Below are 21,540 nucleotides of genomic sequence, written 5' to 3' on the forward strand. Positions count from 1 at the left end.
GGTGGCGCGGGGGCCGGGCCGAGGCTTTGCCGTACGTGGGCCTAAAATTCGCCTTCCGAATGCTCGACGTCGGTGCCGGTGTCACCCACTGGCCAGGCAAGGGTAATCTGCGTTAACCGTGCATTCCCCCCGAAAACTCCCAGACGGCGTAACGAATGAGGGGCCATGAAAGGACGCGTGCTGGTCGTCGACGACGACGCCGCTCTCGCCGAGATGCTCGGCATCGTCCTACGGGGAGAAGGCTTCGAGCCCTCCTTCGTTTCCGACGGCGACAAGGCGCTCGACGCCTTCCGCGACACCCGGCCGGATCTCGTCCTGCTCGACCTGATGCTGCCGGGGGCCGACGGCATCGACGTCTGCCGCCGCATCCGCGCCGAGTCCGGCGTGCCGATCGTCATGCTGACGGCCAAGAGCGACACCATCGACGTGGTGCTCGGCCTGGAGTCCGGCGCCGACGACTACATCGTCAAGCCGTTCAAGCCCAAGGAGCTGGTCGCCCGGGTCCGCGCCCGGCTGCGCCGCACCGACGAGCCGACGCCGGAGATACTGCAGATCGGCGACATCACCATCGACGTGGCGGGACACTCGGTCAAACGCGGCGAGGAGACGATCAATCTCACGCCGCTCGAGTTCGACCTGCTCGTCGCGCTGGCCCGCAAGCCGCGTCAGGTCTTCACCCGCGAGGTGCTGCTGGAGCAGGTGTGGGGCTACCGCCACGCGGCCGACACCCGCCTGGTCAACGTGCACGTCCAGCGGCTCCGGGCGAAGATCGAGAAGGACCCCGAGCACCCTGAGATCGTGGTGACGGTCCGCGGGGTGGGCTACAAGGCCGGACCCGCCTGAAGACCCGTCGCGGCCTCCCCGGGATCCCGACATGCCCTCCAGTAAGCGCCTCCGCACCCCGCGCCGGGTGGCGCGGGGCCTCCGCCGCCGGGCCCGATGGGCGGCCGGCTGGGTGCGCCGCGTCTTCTGGCGTTCCCTCCAGCTCCGCGTGGTCACCAGCACGATGGTGATCTCCATCGCGGTGGTCGCCGTGCTGGGGGTCTTCCTCATGCAGCAGATCGTCGCGACCACGCTGGAGTCCCGGGAGCGCGCGGCCAGGAGCGAGGCGCAGGCCGACCGGAAGGCCGTGCTGGGCTACCTGAAGAACCAGCCCGACGGTGAGACTCCCAAGCAGCAGGCCGACATGGCGGGGGCGCTCCAGGCGGGCGGGGACAGCCCGCTCGGCCAGGCGATCGTGGCGCTGGCGGGCCGGGCCGGCGCCGTCCCCCGCTACTCGGTGGTCATCCGCAACGACAACCGGCCCGGCGAGTTCTACGTCACCACCAACATCGACCCGGTGAGCATCCCCGAGCGGCTCCGCGCCGACGTGCTGAAGAAGCAGCCCGAGGAGGTCACCACCTACTACGGCAGGCTGCGCTACGAGGGCGGCGACTCGCGGCCCGGCATGATCCTCGGCACCCGCCTGGACACCTCCGGCACACCCCTGGACAGCGGCTACGAGATCTACCACCTCGTCCCGCTGGACCAGGAGGAGAAGACCCTCACCTCGGTCCTGCGGATGCTCATCCTGGTCGGGGTCGCCCTGGTGCTCCTGCTGGCCGCCATCGCCTCACTGGTCACCCGCCAGGTGGTCACCCCGGTACGGCTGGCACGCCAGGCCGCCGAGCGGCTGGCCGCCGGGCGCCTGGACGAGCGGCTCAAGGTCCGCGGCGAGGACGACCTGGCCCGGCTGGCCGCCTCCTTCAACGAGATGGCCGCCAACCTGGCGCTGAAGATCCACCAGCTGGAGGAGCTGTCGCAGGTCCAGCGGCAGTTCGTCTCCGACGTCTCGCACGAGCTGCGCACCCCGCTGACCACCGTGCGGATGGCCGCCGACCTGCTCTACGACGCCCGGGAGGACTTCGACCCGATGGCCGCGCGGTCGGCCGAGCTGATGCAGAACCAGCTCAACCGGTTCGAGACGATGCTCGCCGACCTGCTGGAGATCAGCCGCTACGACGCGGGCGCGGCCGAGCTGGACATCGAGCCCGTCGACGTGAGAGACGTGGTGCTGAGCGCCGTCGCCGACTCCGAGGCGCTGGCCGAACGCCACTCCACCCGCTTCGACCTGCGGCTGCCCGGCGAGCCCTGCATGGCCGAGATGGACAGCCGGCGGATCGAGCGTGTCCTGCGCAACCTGCTGTTCAACGCGATCGAGCACGGCGAGGGCCGCGACATCATCGTCACGGTCGGCGCCGACCGCGACGCGGTGGCGGTGGCCGTGCGCGACCACGGCGTGGGCCTGAAGCCGGGCGAGGAGAACATGGTCTTCGACCGGTTCTGGCGGGCCGACCCCTCGCGGGCGCGCACGATCGGCGGCACCGGACTGGGACTGGCGATCTCCCGCGAGGACGCGATGCTGCACGGCGGCTGGCTCCAGGCGTGGGGCTCGCCGGGGGAGGGTTCGCAGTTCCGGCTGTCGCTGCCCAGGACGGCCGGGTCGCCGCTGCGCGGGTCGCCGCTGCCGCTGGTCCCGCCGGAGGTGGAGATGCGCCGGACGTGGCGGGCGCACATGACGCCGGTGCTGTCGCCGGCGACGGCCGACGGGGGACGCGATGCGGACTGAGACGCCGTTCCGGGAGACGGAACGGCCCGCGCCCCCCGGGCGGGCGGCGGGCGGCCGGCGGCCGGCCCGTACCGGGCGGCGCGTGGGCGTGGTGGGCCTGGTACTGGCGCTGGGCTGGATGTCCGCCGCCTGTTCGGTCATCCCGGTCGGGGGCCGGTCGGCCGTCGTGGACGACGTGCGCAAGGGCAACCCGCTGGGCGACCCGTACGCGCGGGTCATCGCCGTGCCGCCGGAGGCCGGCTGGACGCCCGAGCAGGTCGTCGCCGGGTTCCGCGCCGCGATGGCCAGCGTCGACGACCGCGACCGCGGCATCGCGCGCAGGTACCTCACCGACGACTTCGCCGGGAAGTGGAAGCCGCAGAGCGGGGTGACGGTCTACAAGCAGGGCGAGGTCCAGCCCCCGCCGGAGCAGGGCGACGGGACGGCCCGGGTCGTCCTGAAGGGGACCCTCACCGCGATCATCGACCAGGACGGCCGCTACCGGCCGACCGGCGGCCCGCTGAACGAGCCGTTCAGCCTGGTCAAGGGGCCGAACGGGTGGCGGATCAACGCGGCGCCCGACGGGCTGCTGCTGTCGGAGGCCGACGTCGAGCGCGCCTACCTCAAGGCGGACCTGTACTTCCTGGACTCGGCGTGGAAGGGACTGGTGGTCGACCAGGTACGCGTGCCGATCGACCCCACCGCCAACTTCGCCAAGACGATCGTCCAGAGGCTGCTGAAGGGGCCGAGCAGCCTGCTCAAGGGCGCGGTGAACACCGCCTTCGAACCCGACACGCAGCTCCTCGGCGTCGACACCCAGGACGACCGCGTGGTCATCGACCTGTCCAAGCCGGTCGACTCCGACCTGATCGGCCCGATGTCGGCCCAGATCGCCGGGACGCTCGCCGAGCTGACCAAGGGCGGCTGGGACTTCGAGGTCCGGGTGAAGGGCGAGCCGTACTACTCCGACAGCCTGCTGCCGATCGACGCCCAGGAGCACATCGACTTCGACGCCTGGATGACCCCCGGCGACATCCACCCCTACTTCCTCGCCGACGGCGCGCTGCGCACGCTGGGCCGGGACAACGTCGGCCAGCCGGTGCCCGGCCAGGCGGGGGGGAAGGACGGCTCCCGCACCCGTCCGGCGATCAGCGACCAGTGGCAGGTGGCGGCGTTGTCGTCCGGCGACCGGGAGGTCGCGGTCGCCCCGATGAACCCCGGCGGCCAGTGGCGGCCCTGGATCTCCGGCACCTCCCTGACCCCGCCCTCCTGGGACCGCTACCACACCCTGTGGACCGTCGACCGGCCCGACGACCACACCTCGAAGGTGCTGCGGCACGACGGCCGGAAGCAGTACGCCGTCTCCGCCCCCGACCTGGAGACGGTCTACGTCAAGGCGCTCCGGGTCGCCCGGGACGGGGTGCACGTCGCGGCGGTGGTGCGGAGCGGCACCGAGGAGGAGGTGAAGATCGGCACGGTCATCGGCCAGGGGGCCGCCACCAAGATCACGAATCTGCACCCGGTGGTGAACGTCGAGCCGAACCAGACCATCAAGGACATCGCCTGGAAGGACGGCGCGACCCTCTACGTCCTCACCGGCAAGTCCGAGCTGCTGGAGGCGTCCGTCGTCGCCGAGCCCAAGCAACTGCCGTCCAACCCGCAGATCCAGAGCATCACCGCGCTGAACGGCTCCCTGCTGGCCGGAGCGAAGGACGACGACGGCAACTGGCAGCTGCTCTCCTGGAACCGCAACTCGGCCCAGTGGGAGGCCGTGGTCAAGAACGAGAACGGCTCCGCCTCCTTCACCAAGGACGGTCCCGCCTACCCCGCCTACCCGCTGGGCTGAGCCGCGGCACGGCGCTCCGCCGGAGACGCGGGCCGTGCCGGGTGGTCCGGCCGGAGGCGTGAGCCGTGCCGGGTGGTTCGGCCGGAGGCGTGAGCCGTGCCGGGTGGTTCGGCCGGAGGCGTGAGCCGTGCCGGGGAGCCGCGCCGGCGTTCCGCCGATGGCGCGGGCCGTGCCGGGGAGCCGCGTGCGCGGGCTCACGGGCGTTTTTGTCGGTGGCGCGTGAAACCGTGGGCACGTGTCGACCGCTCTGCTCGATCTGGTCCTGCCGCCGCGCTGCGCCGGGTGCGACGCCCCGGGCGCCCTCGTCTGCCCCCGCTGTACGGCGGAGCTGCACGGCGAGCCCGCGCGCCGGATGCCCAATCCCCGCCCGTCCGGCCTGCCCGAGTGCTGGTCGGCGGCCGAATACGCCGGCGGCCCGCGGCGGGCGATCCTCGCCTACAAGGAGCGCGGCCGTACGGCTCTCGCCCACCCGCTGGCCGGCGCCCTGGCGCTGACGGTGGCCGCGGCGGCGGGCGAGCGGCCCGTCATCCTGGTCCCGGTGCCCAGCGCCCGGCCCGCGCTGCGGCGGCGCGGGCACGACCCGGTGGCCGGGCTCGCCGAGCTGGCCGCCGGATATCTCCGCGCCGCCGGGTGGCCGGCGACCGTCGCCCGGGTCCTCACCCAGCGCCGCCGGGTCGCCGACCAGGCGGGCCTGAGCGCCCGCAGGCGGGCCGAGAACCTCGGCGGGGCGTTCCGGGTCGCCGGAGGCCACAACCGCGCGCGGCTCGGCTTCTGGGCCGGGCGAGGGGCCGTCGTGCTGGTGGACGACGTCCTCACCACCGGTGCGACGCTCGCCGAGGCGGCCCGGGCGCTGCGCGAGGCGGGCACGGAGGTCCCGCTGGCCGCCACGGTCGCCGCGACACGCCGGGAGAGCGGATTCCGGAACGATCACCGTACGTAATGTAACGGCCGGAAAACGGTCTCGTCCGGTGCCGGCGTCCCCCTGTCCGGATCGGCTCCGTCCGATCCGCCCGGTCCCCTGAGAAGCGGGCGCGCGCCGCGGCCGCGCCGGGGAAACGGCCGCCCTCCCCCCTCGGCCGCGCGGTGAAGATGACGCAAAGTGACCGGCAAAGGCGGGGCCAAGCTGACATTCGGCCGCGATGCGGATAGCGTCTGAACATGGCACCCGCCCGGGTCCGTGGTTGCGCCGGACCGGCCCCCGCGAAGGGGTCGGCCCGGCTAGCCGATGCCAGCCGCAGGCTAAACGGTCCACGTAAGACGACTTCTCGTCGATCGATCACGGTGCGGCTTAGAGGTAAGTCCTGCCTTCCCGGGGAGCCAGATGTTCCTCGCCAGAAGAGAAGGGCAGTAGTGGCAGAGAGCTGCGAGACCCTCAGCAGGCGGATGTGGGGACGAAGACCAGGTCGGCCGGGTGGGTGCCGCCGCTCCAACACCGTCGAGGTTTCGAAGGGGGGCTGTGCATGGACATCATCGTCAAGGGTCGGCACACGGGAGTGAGTGACCGGTTCCGAGACCACGTGAGCGCCAAGCTGGCCAAGATCGAGCGTCTGGACAACAAACTGATCCGGATCGATGTGGAGGTGTCGAAGGAGACGAACCCGCGCATCAGCGGCCAGCGAGAGCGGGTCGAGCTCACCATCCACTCCCGGGGTCCCGCCATCCGTGCGGAGGCCTCGGCCGACGACCGTTTCTCAGCCCTCGACATCGCACTCGGAAAGCTCGAAGGCAGGCTCCGGCGCCTCGCCGACCGGCGCAAGGTCCACTACGGCAACCACTGTCCCCCCTCGGTGGCCGAGCTGACCGCCGGCGCGCTCGCGGAGTCCTTCGAGATCGACCCCGCCGGGGTCCGCGTCGAGCCCGCGACCGTCGGCGGCGGCGGCGACGAGTACCGCTTCGAGCCCGGGCCGTCCGCGGAGGCCGACGACCTCTCCGAGGACAGCGCGATCGTCCCCATCCAGATGGACGGCGACGGGCCGCTGGTGGTCCGGGAGAAGACCCACAAAGCCGATCCGATGACCATCGACCAGGCGCTGCTGGAGATGGAGCTGGTCGGCCACGACTTCTACCTCTTCCGTGACAAGGAGAGCGGCCTGCCGAGCGTCGTCTACCGTCGGCGAGGCTACAACTACGGAGTGTTGCGGCTCGTCGAACCCTGACGAACCCGGACGAAGATCCTCTCCGACCACCCCGAGGACCTGAAACCGTGTAATCATGGCGGTCCAACGGCTCTGGCCCCCCGAGGAGGAGGCGTGACGGAATCCGATGAGACGACCCGCCCTGCCAGGAGCGGTGACCCGATCCGCGTGCTGATCGTCGACGATCACGCGTTGATCCGCCGCAGTCTGGAGATGGCGCTGTCCACGGAGACGGACATCGAGGTGGTCGGCGAGGCGAGCGACGGGCAGGAGGCGGTCGAGTTCGCCGACCGCCTCACCCCTGACGTCATGCTCATGGACGTACGGATGCCCCGCCGGAGCGGCATCGAGGCCACACGCGAGATCAAGGCCTCGGTGCCGAGCACGCGGATCATCATGCTGACGGTGAGCGACGAGGAGGAGGACCTCTTCGAGGCGATCAAGGCGGGGGCCACCGGCTACCTGCTGAAGAACGTGCAGCTCGACGAGGTGCCCGAGGCCGTCCGCGGCGTCCACGAAGGGCAGTCGCTGATCAACCCGGCGATGGCCGCCAAGCTCATCACCGAGTTCGCGAACATGAGCCGCAAGGAGGCCGAGCGGCCTCCCCAGCTCCCGGTCCCGCGCCTGACGGACCGCGAGATGGAGGTGCTGCGCCTCGTCGCGAAGGGGATGAACAACCGCGAGATCGCCAAGCAGCTGTTCATCGCCGAGAACACCGTGAAGAACCACGTCCGCAACATCCTGGACAAGCTCCAGCTCCACTCCCGGATGGAAGCGGTGGTCTACGCGGTCCGCGAGCGGATGCTCGAGATCACCTGACCGGCGGGGCCCCGTGAGCCCTTCCTCACGGGGCCCGTCCGGCGTGGTCTCCGCGGTGCCCGGCGGTGCGCCCCGAGCCCGCCGCGGGCCGGGCCGGGTGGTACCGGTGGTCCTCGGCGGTGTGCTCCGAGCCCGCCGTAGGCCGGCCCGGCGTGATCCCGGTGGTCAGAGCGCCTCGTCGAGCGCCGCGGACAGCGCGACGGTCACGGCCGGATCGGCCCGCTCGACGCGTACGGCGTCGCAGCCGACCCAGGCCGCCGCCTCCGCGAGGGCCCCCGCCAGCGCCTCGACGGCTCCGCGGCCCGCACGGGGTTCGAGGCCGACCTGCCGGGCGACCAGGGTGGTGCCCTCCCGCGCCGGGTCCACCCGGCCGATCAGGCGGCCGCCGGCCAGGACCGGCATCGTGAAGTAGCCGTGGACCCGCTTGTCCTTCGGGACGTACGCCTCCAGCCGGTGGTCGAAGCCGAAGACGCGCGAGGTGCGGGGGCGGTCCCAGACGAGGGAGTCGAACGGCGACAACAGGGTGGTGCGGTGCCGTCCCCGCGGCTTGCTCTCCAGCGCCGCCGGGTCGGCCCAGGCGTCCGCCGCGCGGTCGGGCCAGCCGGAGACCCGCACCGGGACAAGCCCGGCGGCGCCGGTGGCGAGGGCCCCGTCCAGGAACACGGCCTCGGGCGCCTTGAGACGGAGGAAGTCGACCAGGTCGGCCCGGGTGGCGACGCCCAGGGCGCGTCCGGCGGTCCGGGTGAGGCGGGTGACGCACTCGGCGTCGGAGAGGTCCTCGGCCAGCAGGTGGGCGGGGACGGCCCGCTCGGTCAGGTCGTAGACCCGCCGCCATCCGACGCGGCGGGCGCAGACGACCTGCCCGGTGTCGAGCAGCCACTCGATGGCGATCTTCGCGTCCGACCAGTCCCACCAGGGGCCGCCGTTCTTGGCGCCGCCGAGGTCGGCGGTGGTGACCGGGCCGTTCTCCCGCACCTGGTGCAACACCTTGTCGACAGTCGGCGGCACCTCGTGCCAGCGGTACTTCCTGGCCGCGTAGTACCGGCGGCGGAAGGCGTAAAGGGGCCAGTCGCCGATCGGCAGCACGCACGCGGCGTGGCACCAGTACTCGAACGCGCGGGCCGGGTCGTCCCAGTAGGCGCGCTCGACCTTCGCCCGGCCGACGGCGCCGAGACGGGAGTAGGCGACGAGCTCGTGGGAGCGGGCCAGGACGGAGATCGTGTCGAGCTGGACGGCGCCCAGCCGGCGCAGCACGGCGGGGACGCCGCCGCGGCGGGCGTCGGCGCCGAGGAAACCCTGGGCGCGCAGGATGATACGGCGGGCCTCGTCGGCGGAGAGCGTGACCGTCATGAGCGGCCCCGGGGCAGGCATCGCGTCAGCATGACGCCGAGACTAGCGCCCCACACCGACGAAAACGGTATGCCGGTTAGCGGGCCCGGGTGCGGGGCCGGTCGGCGTCGCTGTGCGCATGGGCGTGAGAAGGCGGGCAGGCCGGCCGGGTGAACCGGGGCAGAAGGGTGTGGCGGGCCGGTCAGCCGCGCGGACCCGGGGCGGCGCGGCCGGTCCGGGCGTCCGGGAACTCGCGCGGGACCTCGACCGAGACGTCCCGGAACGCGCCGAACGCCACGATGAGGACCCCGCCGATGACGCAGACGGCCGTGCCGGCCCAGAGCAGCAACCAGTCGGGACCGCGGCACAGGCCGATCCCTGCGGCGGCGAAACCCAGGATGAGCACGGTCACGGCGAGCCAGGACGAGGCCCTGCCGCCGTGGCCCGCGCCGTGGTCGGAATGAGGGGGGCCAGGTGCGCCGTCCGGCATGGCGGCGTCTCCTTCCGAGGGGGGTGACCCGAGGGGGCGACGCGCCCGTACGGCACCGGCCGTCATCGTGCGCGTGGGGCAATCGGCATACCCTTTAGTCTGGGAAGTAGTCCTGATACACGGGACGCGATGGACCCCGCGGTCGTGGAAGGCGTCGCCGAGGATGGCTGTGCCGGGTGGCGGAACCGCCTACGATGGCTGCGGAGAACCATGTCTCGTCCTCATCCGGGCCCGTCCGGTCCGGAAGACCTGCGAGGAGCCTTACCTAAAGTGCCAGCCTTTCTCGACAAGATTCTTCGCGCAGGCGAAGGCAAGCTTCTGCGTAAGCTCAAGCGGATCGCCGACCAGGTCAACTCCATCGAGGACGACTTCACGAGCCTGACCGACGCCGAGCTGCGCGCGCTCACCGACGAGTACAAGCAGCGCCACGCCGACGGCGAGTCCCTCGACGATCTGCTTCCCGAAGCCTTCGCCACCGTCCGCGAGGCCTCCCGGCGTGTGCTGGGCAAGCGCCACTTCGACGTGCAGATCATGGGCGGGGCCAACCTGCACATGGGCAACATCTCCGAGATGCGCACCGGTGAGGGCAAGACCCTGACCTGTACGCTCCCCGCCTACCTCAACGCCATCTCCGGCAAGGGCGTGCACGTCATCACGGTCAACGACTACCTCGCCAAGCGCGACGCCGACGAGATGGGCCGCATCCATCGCTTCCTCGGCCTGGAAGTCGGCGTGATCCTGGCGAACATGGCGCCGGAGGAGCGTCGCAGGCAGTACAACGCCGACATCACCTACGGCACGAACAACGAGTTCGGCTTCGACTACCTGCGCGACAACATGGCCTGGTCGCTGGAGGAGTGCGTCCAGCGCGGCCACAACTTCGGCATCGTCGACGAGGTGGACTCGATCCTCATCGACGAGGCCCGCACGCCGCTGATCATCTCCGGCCCCGGCGAGCAGTCCGGCAAGTGGTACGCCGAGTTCGCCAAGATCGCGCCCCGGCTCCGCCGCGGCACCGAGGGCAAGGACGGCGAGGAGAGCACCGGCGACTACGCCGTCGACGAGAAGAAGCGCACCGTCGGCATCTTCGAGTCCGGCGTGGAGAAGGTCGAGGACTGGCTCGGCATCGACAACCTCTACAAGCCCGAGCACACCCACCTGGTCGGCTTCCTCAACAACGCGCTGAAGGCCAAGGAGCTCTACAAGAAGGACAAGGACTACATCGTCGTCGAGGGCGAGGTCCTGATCGTCGACGAGTTCACCGGTCGCGTCCTGCACGGCCGCCGCTACAACGAGGGCATGCACCAGGCCATCGAGGCGAAGGAAGGCGTCAAGATCAAGGACGAGAACCAGACTCTCGCCACGATCACGCTGCAGAACTACTTCCGCCTCTACACCACGCTGTCCGGCATGACCGGCACCGCGGCGACCGAGGCCAACGAGTTCCACCAGACCTACAAGCTCGGCGTCGTCCCGATCCCGACGAACCGGCCGATGATCCGCAAGGACCAGGCCGACGTGGTCTACAAGACCGAGGACGCCAAGTTCCTCGCCTGCGTCGAGGACATCAAGGAGCGCTACGACCGGGGCCAGCCGGTCCTGGTCGGCACCACCAGCGTGGAGAAGTCCGAGCGGCTCTCGAAGGAGCTCAAGCGCCGGGGCGTCCAGCACGAGGTCCTCAACGCCAAGAACCACGCGCGTGAGGCGGCGATCATCGCCGAGGCCGGCCGCAAGAACTCCGTGACCGTCGCCACCAACATGGCCGGTCGAGGCACCGACATCATGCTCGGCGGCAACCCCGACTTCCGCGCCGACCTGGAGCTGCGGAACCGCGGCCTCGACCCGGTCGAGACCCCGGAGGAGTACGAGAAGGCCTGGCCCGAGGCGCTGGAGAAGGCCAAGGCCGCCGTGGCGGCGGAGCACGACGAGGTCACCGAGCTCGGCGGCCTGTACGTCCTGGGCACCGAGCGCCACGAGTCGCGGCGCATCGACAACCAGCTCCGCGGCCGGTCCGGCCGTCAGGGCGACCCGGGCGAGTCGCGGTTCTACCTCTCCCTCGAGGACGACCTCATGCGCCTGTTCAACTCGGCCCGGGTCGAGATGATCATGACGCGGCTCAACATCCCGGACGACGTGCCGATCGAGTCCGGCATGGTGTCGAAGGCCATCGCCTCCGCCCAGCACCAGGTCGAGCAGCAGAACTTCGAGATCCGTAAGAACGTCCTGAAGTACGACGAGGTCATGAACCGGCAGCGCAAGGTGATCTACGCCGAGCGTCGCCGGGTGCTGGAGGGCGCCGACCTGCACGAGCAGATCCGCGGCTTCGTCGGCGACGTCGTCGACGGCTACGTCACGGGCGCCACCGCCGAGGGCTTCGCCGAGGAGTGGGACCTCGACAAGCTGTGGAAGGCGCTGGGCCAGCTCTACCCGATCACCCTCACCGTCGACGACGTCGTCGAGGAGGCCGGCAGCCGCGAGGAGCTCACCGCCGAGGTGCTCTCCGAGAAGATCAAGGCCGACGCGCTGGCCGCCTACGACCGCCGCGAGGAGGAGCTGGGCTCCGAGGCGATGCGGGAGCTGGAGCGCCGCGTCATCCTGTCGGTCCTCGACCGTAAGTGGCGCGAGCACCTCTACGAGATGGACTACCTCCAGGAGGGCATCGGCCTGCGCGCGATGGCGCAGCGCGACCCGCTGATCGAGTACCAGCGCGAGGGCTTCGAGATGTTCTCCGCGATGCTGGAGGGCATCAAGGAGGAGTCGGTCGGGTACCTGTTCAACCTCGAGGTCGAGGTGCAGACCAACCCGATCGTCGAGGAGCACGACCACGCGCACGAGGACTCGGCGATCGCCGAGACCCGTTCGATCATCGCCCGAGGGCTGCGCGGCCCGGAGCGTCCCTCCGAGCTCGAATACTCCGCGCCCGGTGAGAGCGGCGAGATCGAGCACACCCGCGTGAGCACGAAGGCCGAGCGTGACGCCTACGGCGACGTGGAGCGCAACGCCCCCTGCCCCTGCGGCTCGGGCAAGAAGTACAAGCGCTGCCACGGCGACCCGAGGAACGTCCAGGCCTGACCCGCCACACACCCGAAAAGGGGCTCGCACGGCCGACGTGCGGGCCCCTTTTCGGGCTTTCCAGGGCTTCGAGGGCTTCCGGGGCTTTTCAGGGGGTGGTCTCCACGTCGGTGCACAACCACCGCGCCCCCCGCCGTTCCAGGCGCAGCGCCAGGACGCGAGGCCGGTCGCCGCAGTGCACCAGGACGCACATCTCCACCACCCCGTCCTCGGGCTGGGACACGTGCGGGGTGCCGACCAGCGGCGGCCGGGCGCCTCCGATGACCTTCCCGGCTCGGACCAGCTCGGCGTGGGCCCGGACGGTCATGTGGGCGGACAGGCTCGCCGTCGGCCGGCGCCCGGACAGGGCCTCGGCGACGGCCTGGCCCAGGGCGCGCAGCCGCCGCCCGTCGGGGACCGGGCCCGGCTCCCCCCACACCGGCGGCAGACGGTCACCGCGCCCGGCGGGCCGGGGCTCCCGGACCCGGACCGGCCCGGGCTCCCTGGTCCGGGCCGGTCCGGTTTCGCGGGCCCGGGTCGGCTCGGGCTCCGGGACTCCGGCCGGCTCGGGCTCGCCGGCCAGCGCGAGGGCGCCTTGGACGTACGGCGGGCCGGGCGGCGGCGGGTGTTCGTCGTCGTAGGGCGGCTCCGCCGAGGGGTGCGGCGCGAGCCGGGGGAGCGGCACGGGACGCGGCGGACGGGAGAGGCGCGGCGGGCGTGGCGAACGGAGGGAACGCTGCGGGCGTGGAGGGACCGGCAGGCCCGGAGGGTGTGGAGGACGCGGCATGGGGGCTCCGATCGTCGTCGGCTTACCTGACGCGTTCAGGAGTTTCCGGCCACCCGTCCAGATACCGCCGCCGCCAACTTTCCACTCGGCCGTGCCGGTTCGTCCCGGTAGGAGAGGAAGGCCACGTCGACCTGGTGCGGTCCCCAGCCGGGCGGGACGGGTTCCGGGACGGCTCGCGATGTCCGGCGGACGTCCGGAACGCCCCTCACAAGGCCCGGCGGGACCTCGGAAGACCCCGGCGGGACCTCAGGGCTCGGCGGGACCTCAGAGTTCGGCGGGACCTCAGGGGGTGGACTCCGCAGAGGGAGCGCCCTCGTCCGGTTCCCGCCCCGGCGTGGCGAGGTTCATCCTCCTGATCAGCACGGTGAACAGCAGGTAGTAGACGACGAAGTAGACCAGCCCGAAGCCGATGACCAGGACGAGCCGGTGGGTGTTGGACTTGCCCGCGTTCAGCAGCATGTCGATGGCGCCCGCGGAGAAGGTGAACCCCAGGCGGGCGTCCAGCTCGGCCATCAGGGCCATCGACAGGCCGGTGAGCAGCGCGTGCACCACGAACAGCACGGGCGCGACGAAGATGAAGGCGAACTCCAGCGGTTCGGTGATGCCGGTGACGAAGGCGGTGAGGCCGGCAGACAGCATGATCCCGCCGACGGTCGCGCGTTTGCCGGGCGGGGCCGCCCGCCACATCGCGATGGCCGCGCCGAGCAGGCCGAACATCATGACCGGGAAGAACCCGGTCATGAAGATGCCGGCGCCGTCCTGGCCGGCGAAGTAGCAGTTCAGGTCGCCGGCGGCGTTCCTGGTCGCGCCGTCGACGCCCGCCCGGCACTCCGGCAGGGTGAACCAGACGATCGTGTTCAGGAAGTGGTGCAGGCCGACCGGGATGAGCAGCCGGTTCGCCACGCCGTACACGCCGGCGCCCACCGGGCCGTGCAGCGCGAGCCAGTCGCCCGCGGACGCCAGCCAGTCGCCGACCGGCCGCCAGAGCAGGCCGAAGACCACGCCGAGGAGCAGCGCGGCGACGGCGGTGACGATCGGGACGAACCGCCTGCCGCCGAAGAAGGCGAGCCAGGCGGGGAGCTTGATGCGGTAGTAACGCTGCCAGAGCAGGGCCGCGACGATGCCGATGACGATGCCGCCCAGGACGCCGGTGGGGTTCTGGGCGCCCAGGTCGAGCGCGGGCGCGGGCCGCCCCTCGGGCCCCACGACGGTCAGCGCGACCTTACGGTAGACCGCCGAGTCCTGCGGGGCGGCGAAGAACAGCGTCCGGGAGACCCGGTCGAAGACGAGGTAACCGACGAGCGCGGCCAGGGCGGTCGAGCCGTCGCCCTTGCGGGCGAACCCGATCGCCACGCCGATCGCGAACAGCAGCGGCAGGTTGTCGAACAGCGCGCCGCCCGCCGCCGCGAACACCCCGGCCAACTGGTCGAGGACGGGATTGTCGGTACGGCCGAGCAGGTCGTCCTGGCCGAAGCGGAGCAGGAGCCCGGCGGCGGGCAGCACCGCGATCGGCATCATCAGCGAGCGCCCGACCCGCTGGAGCACCGCGAAGACCGACGACCACGCCGACGACCACGGCGACGGCCGGTGCTCCGCCGCCGCGCTCATCCCGCGCCTCCCTCACCGCGTGGGACGCGGGGCGCGGGACGGGCCGCCGGACCGCCCGGGAAGACCGCCGGGCCGTCCGGGAAGACCGCCGGGACAGGAGCCGGGAAAGAGGATCGCTTCACTGGTGTTGTCCCTTCCGTTCGCAGGCGGGCGGGGGCGTGTCAGGCGCGACGCGGCGTCTCCAGGACGGTGCGCAGCTGGTAACGATCGGCTCGGTAGGTGGATACCCCCAGCTCGGCGCAGACTCCCCCGGCGAAGGAGCGCCGCTGCAGCAGCAGCACGGCCCCGCCGCGCGGCAGCTTCAGCAGGTCGGCGTCGCCGGGGTCGGCGATGCCGCCGTCGATGGTCAGCTCGCCCGCGTCGAGCACCAGCCCGTAGCGGGTCTCCAGCAGGGCGTACAGCGAGCGGCCGCTCAGGTCGTGGTCGCCGAGGTCGGGTGCGAGGGAGACCGGGATGTGGGCCCGCTCGATGCACATGGGCTCGGCGTCGGCGGTCCGCAGCCGTTCGATGAAGTGCACCTCCTCGCCGGGACGGATGCCGAGTTCCCTGGCGAGGTGGGCACTGGCCCGGACCACGCGGCGGTCGAGGTCGCGGGAGCCGGGCTCCATGCCCCGGGAGCGCATCTCGTCGCTGAACGAGGTCAGCCGGAGCGCCATCTCGATCTTCGGGCGGGCCACGAAGGTGCCCTTGCCCGGGACGCGTTGCAGCCTGCCCTCGGAGACCAGGTGGTCGACCGCCTGCCGTACCGTCATGCGGGACAGGCCGAAGCGCTGGCAGAGCTCGCGTTCGGACGGGATCGCCGTGCCGATGACCAGCTCGTCACTCTCGATCATGTCGAGCAGGATCTCCCGGAGCTGGAAGTATTTCGGCACCGGGCTGTCCGGATCGATCCGGGCCACGGCGTCCCCCTCTCTGACCGGCAACCAGCCACTCGATCTGTATGTGGTGATGAGCTATGGTTCGTACTGGTCTAGTCCGGACTAGACCACGTGCTGGAAAAGGGTGTCAACGTACGGACCGGAGACGGATGGATAACGGCCCGATCTCGTCCGTCCGAGCCGAAGGATGAACGAGATGACGACCAAGATGCGCAGCGAGATCGCCGAGCAGCCCGCCGCGTTGCGCGCCACCCTGGACGCCCTCCTCCCCCGGGTCGGAGAGGTGGAACGGCTCGCCCGGCGGACCCGCCAGCTGCTGTTCATCGCCCGCGGCACCTCCGACAACGCCGCAGTCTACGGCCGTTATCTGGCCGAGGCGCACGCGGGCCGTCTGTCCACCCTCGCCGCGCCGTCGATCGCCACCACCTACCGCCGCAGGCTGGATCTCGACGGTGTCCTGGCCGTGGCGCTCTCCCAGTCGGGCCGGACCGAGGAGATCGTCGAGACCCTCTCCTGGGCCAAGGACTGCGGCGCGACGACCGTGGCCGTCACCAACGGCGGCGAGGGCAGCCCGCTCGCCCAGGCCGCCGACCTCGCCCTGTGCACGCTCGCGGGCGAGGAGAAGGCCGTCCCGGCCACCAAGACCTACACCACCCAGCTCGCCGCCCTGGCCGTCCTGGGGCTGGGCCTGGGAGCCGACGTCGATCCGGGCGACCTGCGGCGCGTGCCGGACGCCGTGGAGAAGCTGATCGCCGAGCCGGGGGACCTGGAGGCGGTCGTCGAGGGCCTGGCCGACAAGCCGGGCGCGGTGGTCTCCGGCCGCGGGCTGGCCTTCTCCACCGCCCTCGAACTGGCCCTCAAGCTCAAGGAGGCGTGCTACCTGCACGCCATGGGCCTGTCGTACGCCGACCTGCTGCACGGCCCGATCGCGGTGGTGGACGCCGACACCCCCGCCGTCCTCGTCGCCGCGGGTCAGGGCCCCACCCTGGCCGGTACGGTGGCCCTGGCCCGGCGGGTCACCGAGGCGGGCGCCCAGGCGTTCACCGTCGGCGGCGGCACCGAGCTCGCCTCCGCCTCCAGCGCCGCGCTGAACGGTCCCGACCTGCCCGAATGGGTCGCCCCGCTCGGGCTGATCGTCCCGGGGCAGCTGCTGACCGAGGCACTGGCCCGCAGGCTCGGGATCGACCCCGACGCTCCGCGCGGCCTGAACAAGGTGACGCAGACCGACTGATCACCGAGCGTCGTTTAGCCTGGTCACAGACCGACGGCAAGGGAGGACGACATGGCGGCTGACGCCGACGCGATCATCGCGGGTCTCGGGGGCGCGGGCAACATCATCGAGATCGAGCCGTGCATCACCCGGCTCCGCACCGAGGTGCGCGACGCCTCCAAGGTCGACCAGGCGGCCCTCAAGGCCGCCGGCGCGCACGGGGTGATGGCCACCGGCAACGTCGTCCAGGTGGTCGTGGGCCCCGAGGCCGACACGATCGCCGGTGACATCGAGGACATCATCGGCTGACGCGCCGGTCCTCCCCCGCCCCGGCGGGGGAGGACCGGACACCGATCCGCGCGGCGGCCCGCGGGCGCCCCGCCCCGGCGAGCGGGGGAGGACCACGGGCCGGTCCCGCCCGGCGGCCGGACGCTGTCCCGCCCCGGCACACGGGGAAGACCGAGGGGGATTTGCGATGATCACGGTTATGACCCCCGTCACGGGGACGGCGGTGGGTCTGGACGCGGTGCCCGACCCGGTGTTCTCCCAGGGCCTGGTCGGTCCCGGGATGGCGGTCGAGCCCGAGCGGACGGCCGGCCGGGCGGTCTCGCCGATCACCGGCACGATCGTGAAGCTGCACCCGCACGCCTTCGTCGTCGTCGGCGACGACGGCCGCGGGGTCCTGGTGCACCTGGGCATCGACACCGTGCAGCTCAAGGGGGAGGGCTTCGAGACGCTGGCCGCGGAGGGGGAGCGGGTCGGCGCGGGACAGCCCGTGGTGGCCTGGGACCCGGCGCGGGTGGCGGCGGGCGGGCGCTCGCCGGTCTGCCCGGTGGTGGCCCTCGACGCCCTCTCCGAGGCCGTCACCGCGCTCGCCCGGGGCCCCGTGCGCGCCGGAGACGAGCTCTTCCGGTGGACGTGAGCCCCTTGAACCGGTACGCCCCGTCCGGGCGCGCCCGGACACGTCCGGGCCCCGGCACGGCGCGCACGGGCGCGTCCGGTGCCCGGTACGGCGCACGCCGCATGGCCGGGTCACGCGCGGGCACGGGACCCGCAGCGGCCGATCACCGGCCGCCGTACGGTGGAGGCCGCCCGGGTTCCGCCGGGCGACAGGACGCCGGGTGGTCTGGACCGCCCGGCCGGCACTCGCAGGAGGAGTCCGTGAACCAGCGTCAAGTCACCGTCGAGGCCGAGGTCGGCCTGCACGCCCGCCCGGCGGCGATGTTCGTGCAGACCGCGGCCAAGGCCCCCTTGGAGATCACCATCTCCAAGGGGGGTGGCAAGCCGGTGAACGCCAAGAGCATCCTGTCGGTCCTGTCGCTCGACGTGCGCAAGGGCGACACCGTGGTGATCGCCGCCGAGGGCGACGGCGCCGACGAGGTCCTGGACCGGCTGGCCGAGATCGCATCGGCTCCGTGAACGAGCTGACGGGGACGGGCGTCAGCCCCGGCGTCGGCTTCGGCCCGGCCTTCGTGCTCGACTGGGAGCCGCCCGTCCCCGAGCCGGGATCCGGCCACGGCGGCGACGCCGAGGCGGAACGGGCGCGGGCCGAAGGCGCCCTCGCCGACGTCGCCGCCGACCTGGAGGAGCGCGGGGCCAGGGCCGGCGGCGAGGCCCGGGAGATCCTGGACGCCCAGGCGATGATGGCGCGCGACCCCGGCCTGGCGTCCGGGGTGGCCGAGCTGATCGACGCCGGGAAGTCCGCCGCCCGCGCCGTCTACGAGGCGTTCGGCGGCTACCGCGCGATGCTGGCCGACGCCGGGGGATACCTGGGTGCGCGCGTCGCCGACCTGGACGACGTCCGGGACCGGGCGATCGCGGTGCTCGACGGTCGGCCGCCGCCCGGCCCGCCGTCCTCCCTGGACGCCCTCGACGGCCCGCCGGGACCGTACGTCCTCGTGGCCCGCGACCTGGCGCCCGCCGACACCGCGGCGCTGTCGCCGGACGTGGTGGCCGCCTTCGTCACCGAGGAGGGCGGGCCGACCAGCCACACCGCGATCCTCGCCCGCGCGATGGGCGTACCGGCCGTGGTGGCCTGCCCGGGGGCGGCCTCGATCGCGGCGGGCACGCCGCTGCTGGTGGACGGCGCGGCCGGGACGGTACGGACCGCCCCGCCGGACGCCGACGTGGCCGCGGCCCTCGGGGTCGCGGCGGACAGGGAGGCCGCCCTGACCGCGGCCACGGGCCCCGGGGCCACCGCCGACGGGCACCCGGTGCCGCTGCTGGCCAACATCGGCGGCCCGCACGACGTCGAGGCGGCCCTCGCGAACGGCGCCGAGGGCGTCGGGCTCTTCCGGACCGAGTTCCTCTTCCTGGACCGGACCGCGGCGCCCGGCGAGCGGGAGCAGGAGGAGGCATACCTCGCGGTGCTGGACGCCTTCCCGGGCGGCCGGGTGATCGTCCGGACGCTCGACGCGGGGGCGGACAAGCCGCTGGCGTTCCTGCCGCCGCCGCGCCCGGAGCCCAACCCGGCGCTGGGCGAGCGGGGCCTGCGGCTGCTGCGCGCCCACCCGGGGATCCTGGAGACGCAGCTGCGCGCCCTGGCCCGCGCCGCGTCGCGTTCGCGGGCGGATCTCCGGGTGATGGCCCCGATGGTCGCCACCGCGCGGGAGGCCGCCTGGTTCGCCGCCGCCTGCCGGGAGGCCGGGCTGCCGTCCGCGGGGGTGATGATCGAGATCCCGTCGGCCGCGGTGCGCGCCGCCGACCTGGCCGCGGAGGCGGACTTCTTCTCCGTCGGCACCAACGACCTGGCCCAGTACACCCTGGCCGCCGACCGCCAGGTGGGGTCGCTGAGCGCGCTGCAGGACCCCTGGCAGCCGGCCCTGCTCGACCTGGTCGGCCTGGCGGTGGCCGGCGCGGCCGAGCGCGGCAGGCCGTGCGGGGTGTGCGGGGAGGCGGCCGGCGACCCGGCGCTGGCCTGCGTGCTCGTCGGGATCGGCGTCACCTCGCTGTCGATGGCCGCGCCCGCGTTGCCCGCCGTACGGGCGGCCCTGGCGCGGCACTCACGGGAGGAGTGCGTGCTCGCCGCGGCGGCGGCCGTGGCCGCGGGCTCGCCGGACGAGGCGCGCGCCGTGGCGCGGGCGAACCTGCCGGGCCTGGCGGAGCTGGGCCTTTGACCGGGATGGCCGGGATGACTGGGATGGCCGGGAGATGGGGGATTTCCGGTCCGGAGATGGGGCGGCGCGGCGTGTCCGCCCGCGGACGCGGATAGCGTGGGGCGCATGGTTCGGTGCATTCGTACGACTGGTCTGGCAGTGATCGCGACTATGGTGGCCGGCTGCGCCGCCTCGGGAGCGGACTCGCCCGCCCGGCCCGCCGCGGGCCGGGACGACGGCGCCGTCGCGAGCGCCACCGCCACGTCCGCCGCGCCCCCCACCCCGTCCGCGACCCCGTCCGCGACCCCGGACGGATCGCAGGCGCCCCCGGCGTCCCGGGCGTCCGCCTCCTCGAAGGTCGAGGCCGTGCTCGCCCGGATGAGCCTGGAGGAGAAGGTCGGGCAGCTCTTCATGCCCGTGGTGTACGGCGCGGCCCCCGACACCGCGTCGGGGGAGAACAGCGCGCGGTTCGGCGCGGACACCCCCGCCAAGGCCGTGGCGAAGTACCGGCCGGGCGGGGTGATCCTGTTCCCCTGGGCGGGCAACGTCAAGAACGTCCGGCAGCTGGTGTCCCTGACCAACGGGCTGCAGAAGGCCTCGCCGAAGATCCCGCTGCTGATCGGCGCCGACCAGGAGAACGGCCGGGTCTCCCGCCTCGCGCCGCTGGTCACGACCATGCCGGGCGCGTCCGTCATCGGCTCGACCGGTGACCCCTCGCTGGCACGGAAGGCCGCCGAGGTCACCGGGAGCGAGCTGCGCGTCCTGGGGATCAACCTCGACTTCGCCCCGGTCGCCGACGTGAACATCAACCCGCGCAACCCGGTGATCGGCCCGCGCGCCTACGGCTCCGACCCGGCCAAGGTCTCCCGGATGGTCGCCGCGGCGGTCAAGGGTTTCCACGACGCGGGGACGGCCACGGCAGCCAAACACTTCCCCGGCCACGGCGACACCGACGTCGACAGCCACACCGGGCTGCCGGTGATCCGGCACTCCCTGTCGCAGTGGCGGAAGCTGGACGCCCCGCCGTTCGCCGCCGCCATCGGCGCGAAGACCGACGTGGTGATGAGCGCTCACGTGGTCATGCCGAAGCTCGACCCGTCCGGGGATCCGTCGACGCTGTCCAAGCCGATCCTGACCGGGCTGCTCCGCGACCGGCTCGGGTTCGACGGGGTCGTCTCGACCGACGCGCTCGACATGGCCGGAGTGCGGAAGAAGTACGGCGACGCGCAGGTGCCGGTCCGGGCCATCCTGGCCGGGGTCGACCTGCTGCTGATGCCGCCGAACTTCACCAAGGCGTACGACGCGGTGCTGGCCGCGGTGAAGTCGGGGAAGATCACCCGGGCGCGGCTCGACCAGTCGGTGCGGCGGCTGCTGACGCTGAAGGAGGCGCGGGGGCTGCTGGAGCGCGCGCCGGTGGCGGACCCGGCGAAGGCCGAGAAGACGCTGCGCTCGGCGGAGCACCGCAGGGTGGCCCGGCTCATCGAGTCGCGGGCCCGCTGACCGGGAGGCCGGGGCCGAGCCGGGTCTAGACCGGCTGGAGGCCCCGGCGCTCCAGGACGGAGGCGACGATCGCCCGGATGGCGTAGGCGGCGATGGCTTCGAGCGCGATGACGGCCAGCTTGGCCAGCAGCGACGTCAGGATGGCGGGCATGACGACCTCACAACAGGGGAGAAATCCTCTTATAAGCAATAATTCATGACAAAC

At 72.6% G+C, this 21,540-nt stretch carries 19 protein-coding genes; 13 read left to right on the plus strand and 6 right to left on the minus strand.

The features are described 5' to 3' along the window. Window positions 1–165: 165 nt before the first annotated feature. The 6 genes from mtrA (at window position 166) to ACFYSC_RS09125 (ending at window position 7,387) form a co-directional block, all read left to right on the plus strand. The gene (mtrA, locus tag ACFYSC_RS09100) at window positions 166–843 is read left to right on the plus strand and encodes an MtrAB system response regulator MtrA (protein ID WP_030509347.1); all 678 of its coding nucleotides are present in this window, start codon (window positions 166–168) and stop codon (window positions 841–843) included. Between the two features lie 31 nt (window positions 844–874). Continuing rightward, window positions 875–2,608 carry an MtrAB system histidine kinase MtrB gene (gene mtrB / locus ACFYSC_RS09105; RefSeq protein ID WP_389958819.1) on the plus strand — a complete coding sequence of 578 codons (1,734 nt, stop codon included), beginning with the start codon at window positions 875–877 and terminating at the stop codon, window positions 2,606–2,608. An 82-nt stretch (window positions 2,609–2,690) separates the two neighbouring features. Continuing rightward, window positions 2,691–4,433: an LpqB family beta-propeller domain-containing protein gene (locus ACFYSC_RS09110; RefSeq protein ID WP_389958822.1), complete on the plus strand. Its 1,743-nt coding sequence runs from the start codon at window positions 2,691–2,693 to the stop codon at window positions 4,431–4,433. Between the two features lie 235 nt (window positions 4,434–4,668). Beyond that, window positions 4,669–5,373, plus strand: coding sequence for a ComF family protein (locus ACFYSC_RS09115; protein ID WP_389958826.1), 705 nt, complete (start codon window positions 4,669–4,671; stop codon window positions 5,371–5,373). A gap of 520 nt (window positions 5,374–5,893) precedes the next feature. Beyond that, window positions 5,894–6,589 carry a ribosome hibernation-promoting factor, HPF/YfiA family gene (hpf, locus tag ACFYSC_RS09120; RefSeq protein ID WP_362929169.1) on the plus strand — a complete coding sequence of 232 codons (696 nt, stop codon included), beginning with the start codon at window positions 5,894–5,896 and terminating at the stop codon, window positions 6,587–6,589. Between the two features lie 93 nt (window positions 6,590–6,682). Further along, window positions 6,683–7,387 (plus strand): response regulator, encoded by a 705-nt coding sequence (locus ACFYSC_RS09125; RefSeq protein WP_389958830.1) that lies wholly within the window; start codon window positions 6,683–6,685, stop codon window positions 7,385–7,387. 165 nt (window positions 7,388–7,552) lie between these two features. Here ACFYSC_RS09125 and ACFYSC_RS09130 read toward each other — a convergent pair whose 3' ends face one another. Together ACFYSC_RS09130 and ACFYSC_RS09135 are read right to left on the minus strand one after the other, a co-directional pair. After that, window positions 7,553–8,758, minus strand: a complete 1,206-nt coding sequence (locus ACFYSC_RS09130; protein ID WP_389958832.1) for a winged helix-turn-helix domain-containing protein — start codon at window positions 8,756–8,758, stop codon at window positions 7,553–7,555. A gap of 160 nt (window positions 8,759–8,918) precedes the next feature. Then, on the minus strand, window positions 8,919–9,206 hold the full coding sequence (locus ACFYSC_RS09135; protein ID WP_389958835.1) for an HGxxPAAW family protein: 288 nt from the start codon (window positions 9,204–9,206) through the stop codon (window positions 8,919–8,921). A 270-nt stretch (window positions 9,207–9,476) separates the two neighbouring features. On the opposite strand from ACFYSC_RS09135, the gene secA reads away from it, so the two are divergent. Further along, window positions 9,477–12,278 (plus strand): preprotein translocase subunit SecA, encoded by a 2,802-nt coding sequence (gene secA / locus ACFYSC_RS09140; RefSeq protein WP_389958838.1) that lies wholly within the window; start codon window positions 9,477–9,479, stop codon window positions 12,276–12,278. A gap of 88 nt (window positions 12,279–12,366) precedes the next feature. Here the strand turns inward: secA and ACFYSC_RS09145 are convergent, their stop codons facing one another. The 3 genes from ACFYSC_RS09145 to ACFYSC_RS09155 all read right to left on the minus strand — a co-directional run bounded on the left by ACFYSC_RS09145 (window position 12,367) and on the right by ACFYSC_RS09155 (window position 15,551). After that, window positions 12,367–12,942, minus strand: a complete 576-nt coding sequence (locus tag ACFYSC_RS09145; protein ID WP_389958841.1) for an Rv3235 family protein — start codon at window positions 12,940–12,942, stop codon at window positions 12,367–12,369. Between the two features lie 384 nt (window positions 12,943–13,326). Further along, a complete protein-coding gene (locus tag ACFYSC_RS09150; RefSeq protein WP_389958844.1) occupies window positions 13,327–14,652 on the minus strand; it encodes a PTS transporter subunit EIIC in 1,326 nt (441 codons plus the stop codon). 161 nt (window positions 14,653–14,813) lie between these two features. Continuing rightward, window positions 14,814–15,551, minus strand: a complete 738-nt coding sequence (locus ACFYSC_RS09155; protein ID WP_362929397.1) for a GntR family transcriptional regulator — start codon at window positions 15,549–15,551, stop codon at window positions 14,814–14,816. A 175-nt stretch (window positions 15,552–15,726) separates the two neighbouring features. Between ACFYSC_RS09155 and ACFYSC_RS09160 the strand changes: the two genes are divergently transcribed. The 6 genes from ACFYSC_RS09160 to ACFYSC_RS09185 all read left to right on the plus strand — a co-directional run bounded on the left by ACFYSC_RS09160 (window position 15,727) and on the right by ACFYSC_RS09185 (window position 21,335). Next, the gene (locus ACFYSC_RS09160) at window positions 15,727–16,761 is read left to right on the plus strand and encodes an SIS domain-containing protein (RefSeq protein ID WP_389958846.1); all 1,035 of its coding nucleotides are present in this window, start codon (window positions 15,727–15,729) and stop codon (window positions 16,759–16,761) included. A 51-nt stretch (window positions 16,762–16,812) separates the two neighbouring features. After that, window positions 16,813–17,049 (plus strand): glucose PTS transporter subunit EIIB, encoded by a 237-nt coding sequence (locus tag ACFYSC_RS09165; protein ID WP_362929185.1) that lies wholly within the window; start codon window positions 16,813–16,815, stop codon window positions 17,047–17,049. A gap of 166 nt (window positions 17,050–17,215) precedes the next feature. Then, entirely contained in the window at window positions 17,216–17,662 is a 447-nt protein-coding gene (locus ACFYSC_RS09170) for a PTS glucose transporter subunit IIA (protein WP_389958848.1), read from the plus strand. A gap of 239 nt (window positions 17,663–17,901) precedes the next feature. Further along, complete coding sequence (locus tag ACFYSC_RS09175; protein WP_389958851.1) at window positions 17,902–18,159, plus strand: HPr family phosphocarrier protein; 258 nt, start codon at window positions 17,902–17,904, stop codon at window positions 18,157–18,159. Further along, on the plus strand, window positions 18,156–19,856 hold the full coding sequence (gene ptsP / locus ACFYSC_RS09180; protein ID WP_389958854.1) for a phosphoenolpyruvate--protein phosphotransferase: 1,701 nt from the start codon (window positions 18,156–18,158) through the stop codon (window positions 19,854–19,856). The genes ACFYSC_RS09175 and ptsP overlap by 4 nt, the downstream gene beginning before the upstream one ends. A gap of 105 nt (window positions 19,857–19,961) precedes the next feature. Continuing rightward, window positions 19,962–21,335, plus strand: a complete 1,374-nt coding sequence (locus ACFYSC_RS09185; protein WP_389958857.1) for a glycoside hydrolase family 3 protein — start codon at window positions 19,962–19,964, stop codon at window positions 21,333–21,335. Window positions 21,336–21,360: 25 nt separating this feature from the next. Here the strand turns inward: ACFYSC_RS09185 and ACFYSC_RS09190 are convergent, their stop codons facing one another. After that, window positions 21,361–21,486: a hypothetical protein gene (locus tag ACFYSC_RS09190; RefSeq protein ID WP_389958860.1), complete on the minus strand. Its 126-nt coding sequence runs from the start codon at window positions 21,484–21,486 to the stop codon at window positions 21,361–21,363. Window positions 21,487–21,540: the final 54 nt, after the last annotated feature.

It is taken from the genome of Streptosporangium sp. NPDC004379, from assembly GCF_042873875.1.
Classification (GTDB): domain Bacteria; phylum Actinomycetota; class Actinomycetes; order Streptosporangiales; family Streptosporangiaceae; genus Streptosporangium.

Coding starts and splice junctions, on each gene's coding strand:
- ACFYSC_RS09160 (WP_389958846.1), top strand. CDS start 15,727: ATGACGACCAAGATGCGCAGCGAGATCGCCGAGCAGCCCGCCGCGTTG.
- ACFYSC_RS09190 (WP_389958860.1), bottom strand. CDS start 21,486: ATGCCCGCCATCCTGACGTCGCTGCTGGCCAAGCTGGCCGTCATCGCG.
- ACFYSC_RS09165 (WP_362929185.1), top strand. CDS start 16,813: ATGGCGGCTGACGCCGACGCGATCATCGCGGGTCTCGGGGGCGCGGGC.
- hpf (WP_362929169.1), top strand. CDS start 5,894: ATGGACATCATCGTCAAGGGTCGGCACACGGGAGTGAGTGACCGGTTC.
- ACFYSC_RS09135 (WP_389958835.1), bottom strand. CDS start 9,206: ATGCCGGACGGCGCACCTGGCCCCCCTCATTCCGACCACGGCGCGGGC.
- mtrB (WP_389958819.1), top strand. CDS start 875: ATGCCCTCCAGTAAGCGCCTCCGCACCCCGCGCCGGGTGGCGCGGGGC.
- ACFYSC_RS09170 (WP_389958848.1), top strand. CDS start 17,216: ATGATCACGGTTATGACCCCCGTCACGGGGACGGCGGTGGGTCTGGAC.
- ACFYSC_RS09150 (WP_389958844.1), bottom strand. CDS start 14,652: ATGAGCGCGGCGGCGGAGCACCGGCCGTCGCCGTGGTCGTCGGCGTGG.
- ACFYSC_RS09185 (WP_389958857.1), top strand. CDS start 19,962: ATGGTTCGGTGCATTCGTACGACTGGTCTGGCAGTGATCGCGACTATG.
- ACFYSC_RS09130 (WP_389958832.1), bottom strand. CDS start 8,758: ATGCCTGCCCCGGGGCCGCTCATGACGGTCACGCTCTCCGCCGACGAG.
- mtrA (WP_030509347.1), top strand. CDS start 166: ATGAAAGGACGCGTGCTGGTCGTCGACGACGACGCCGCTCTCGCCGAG.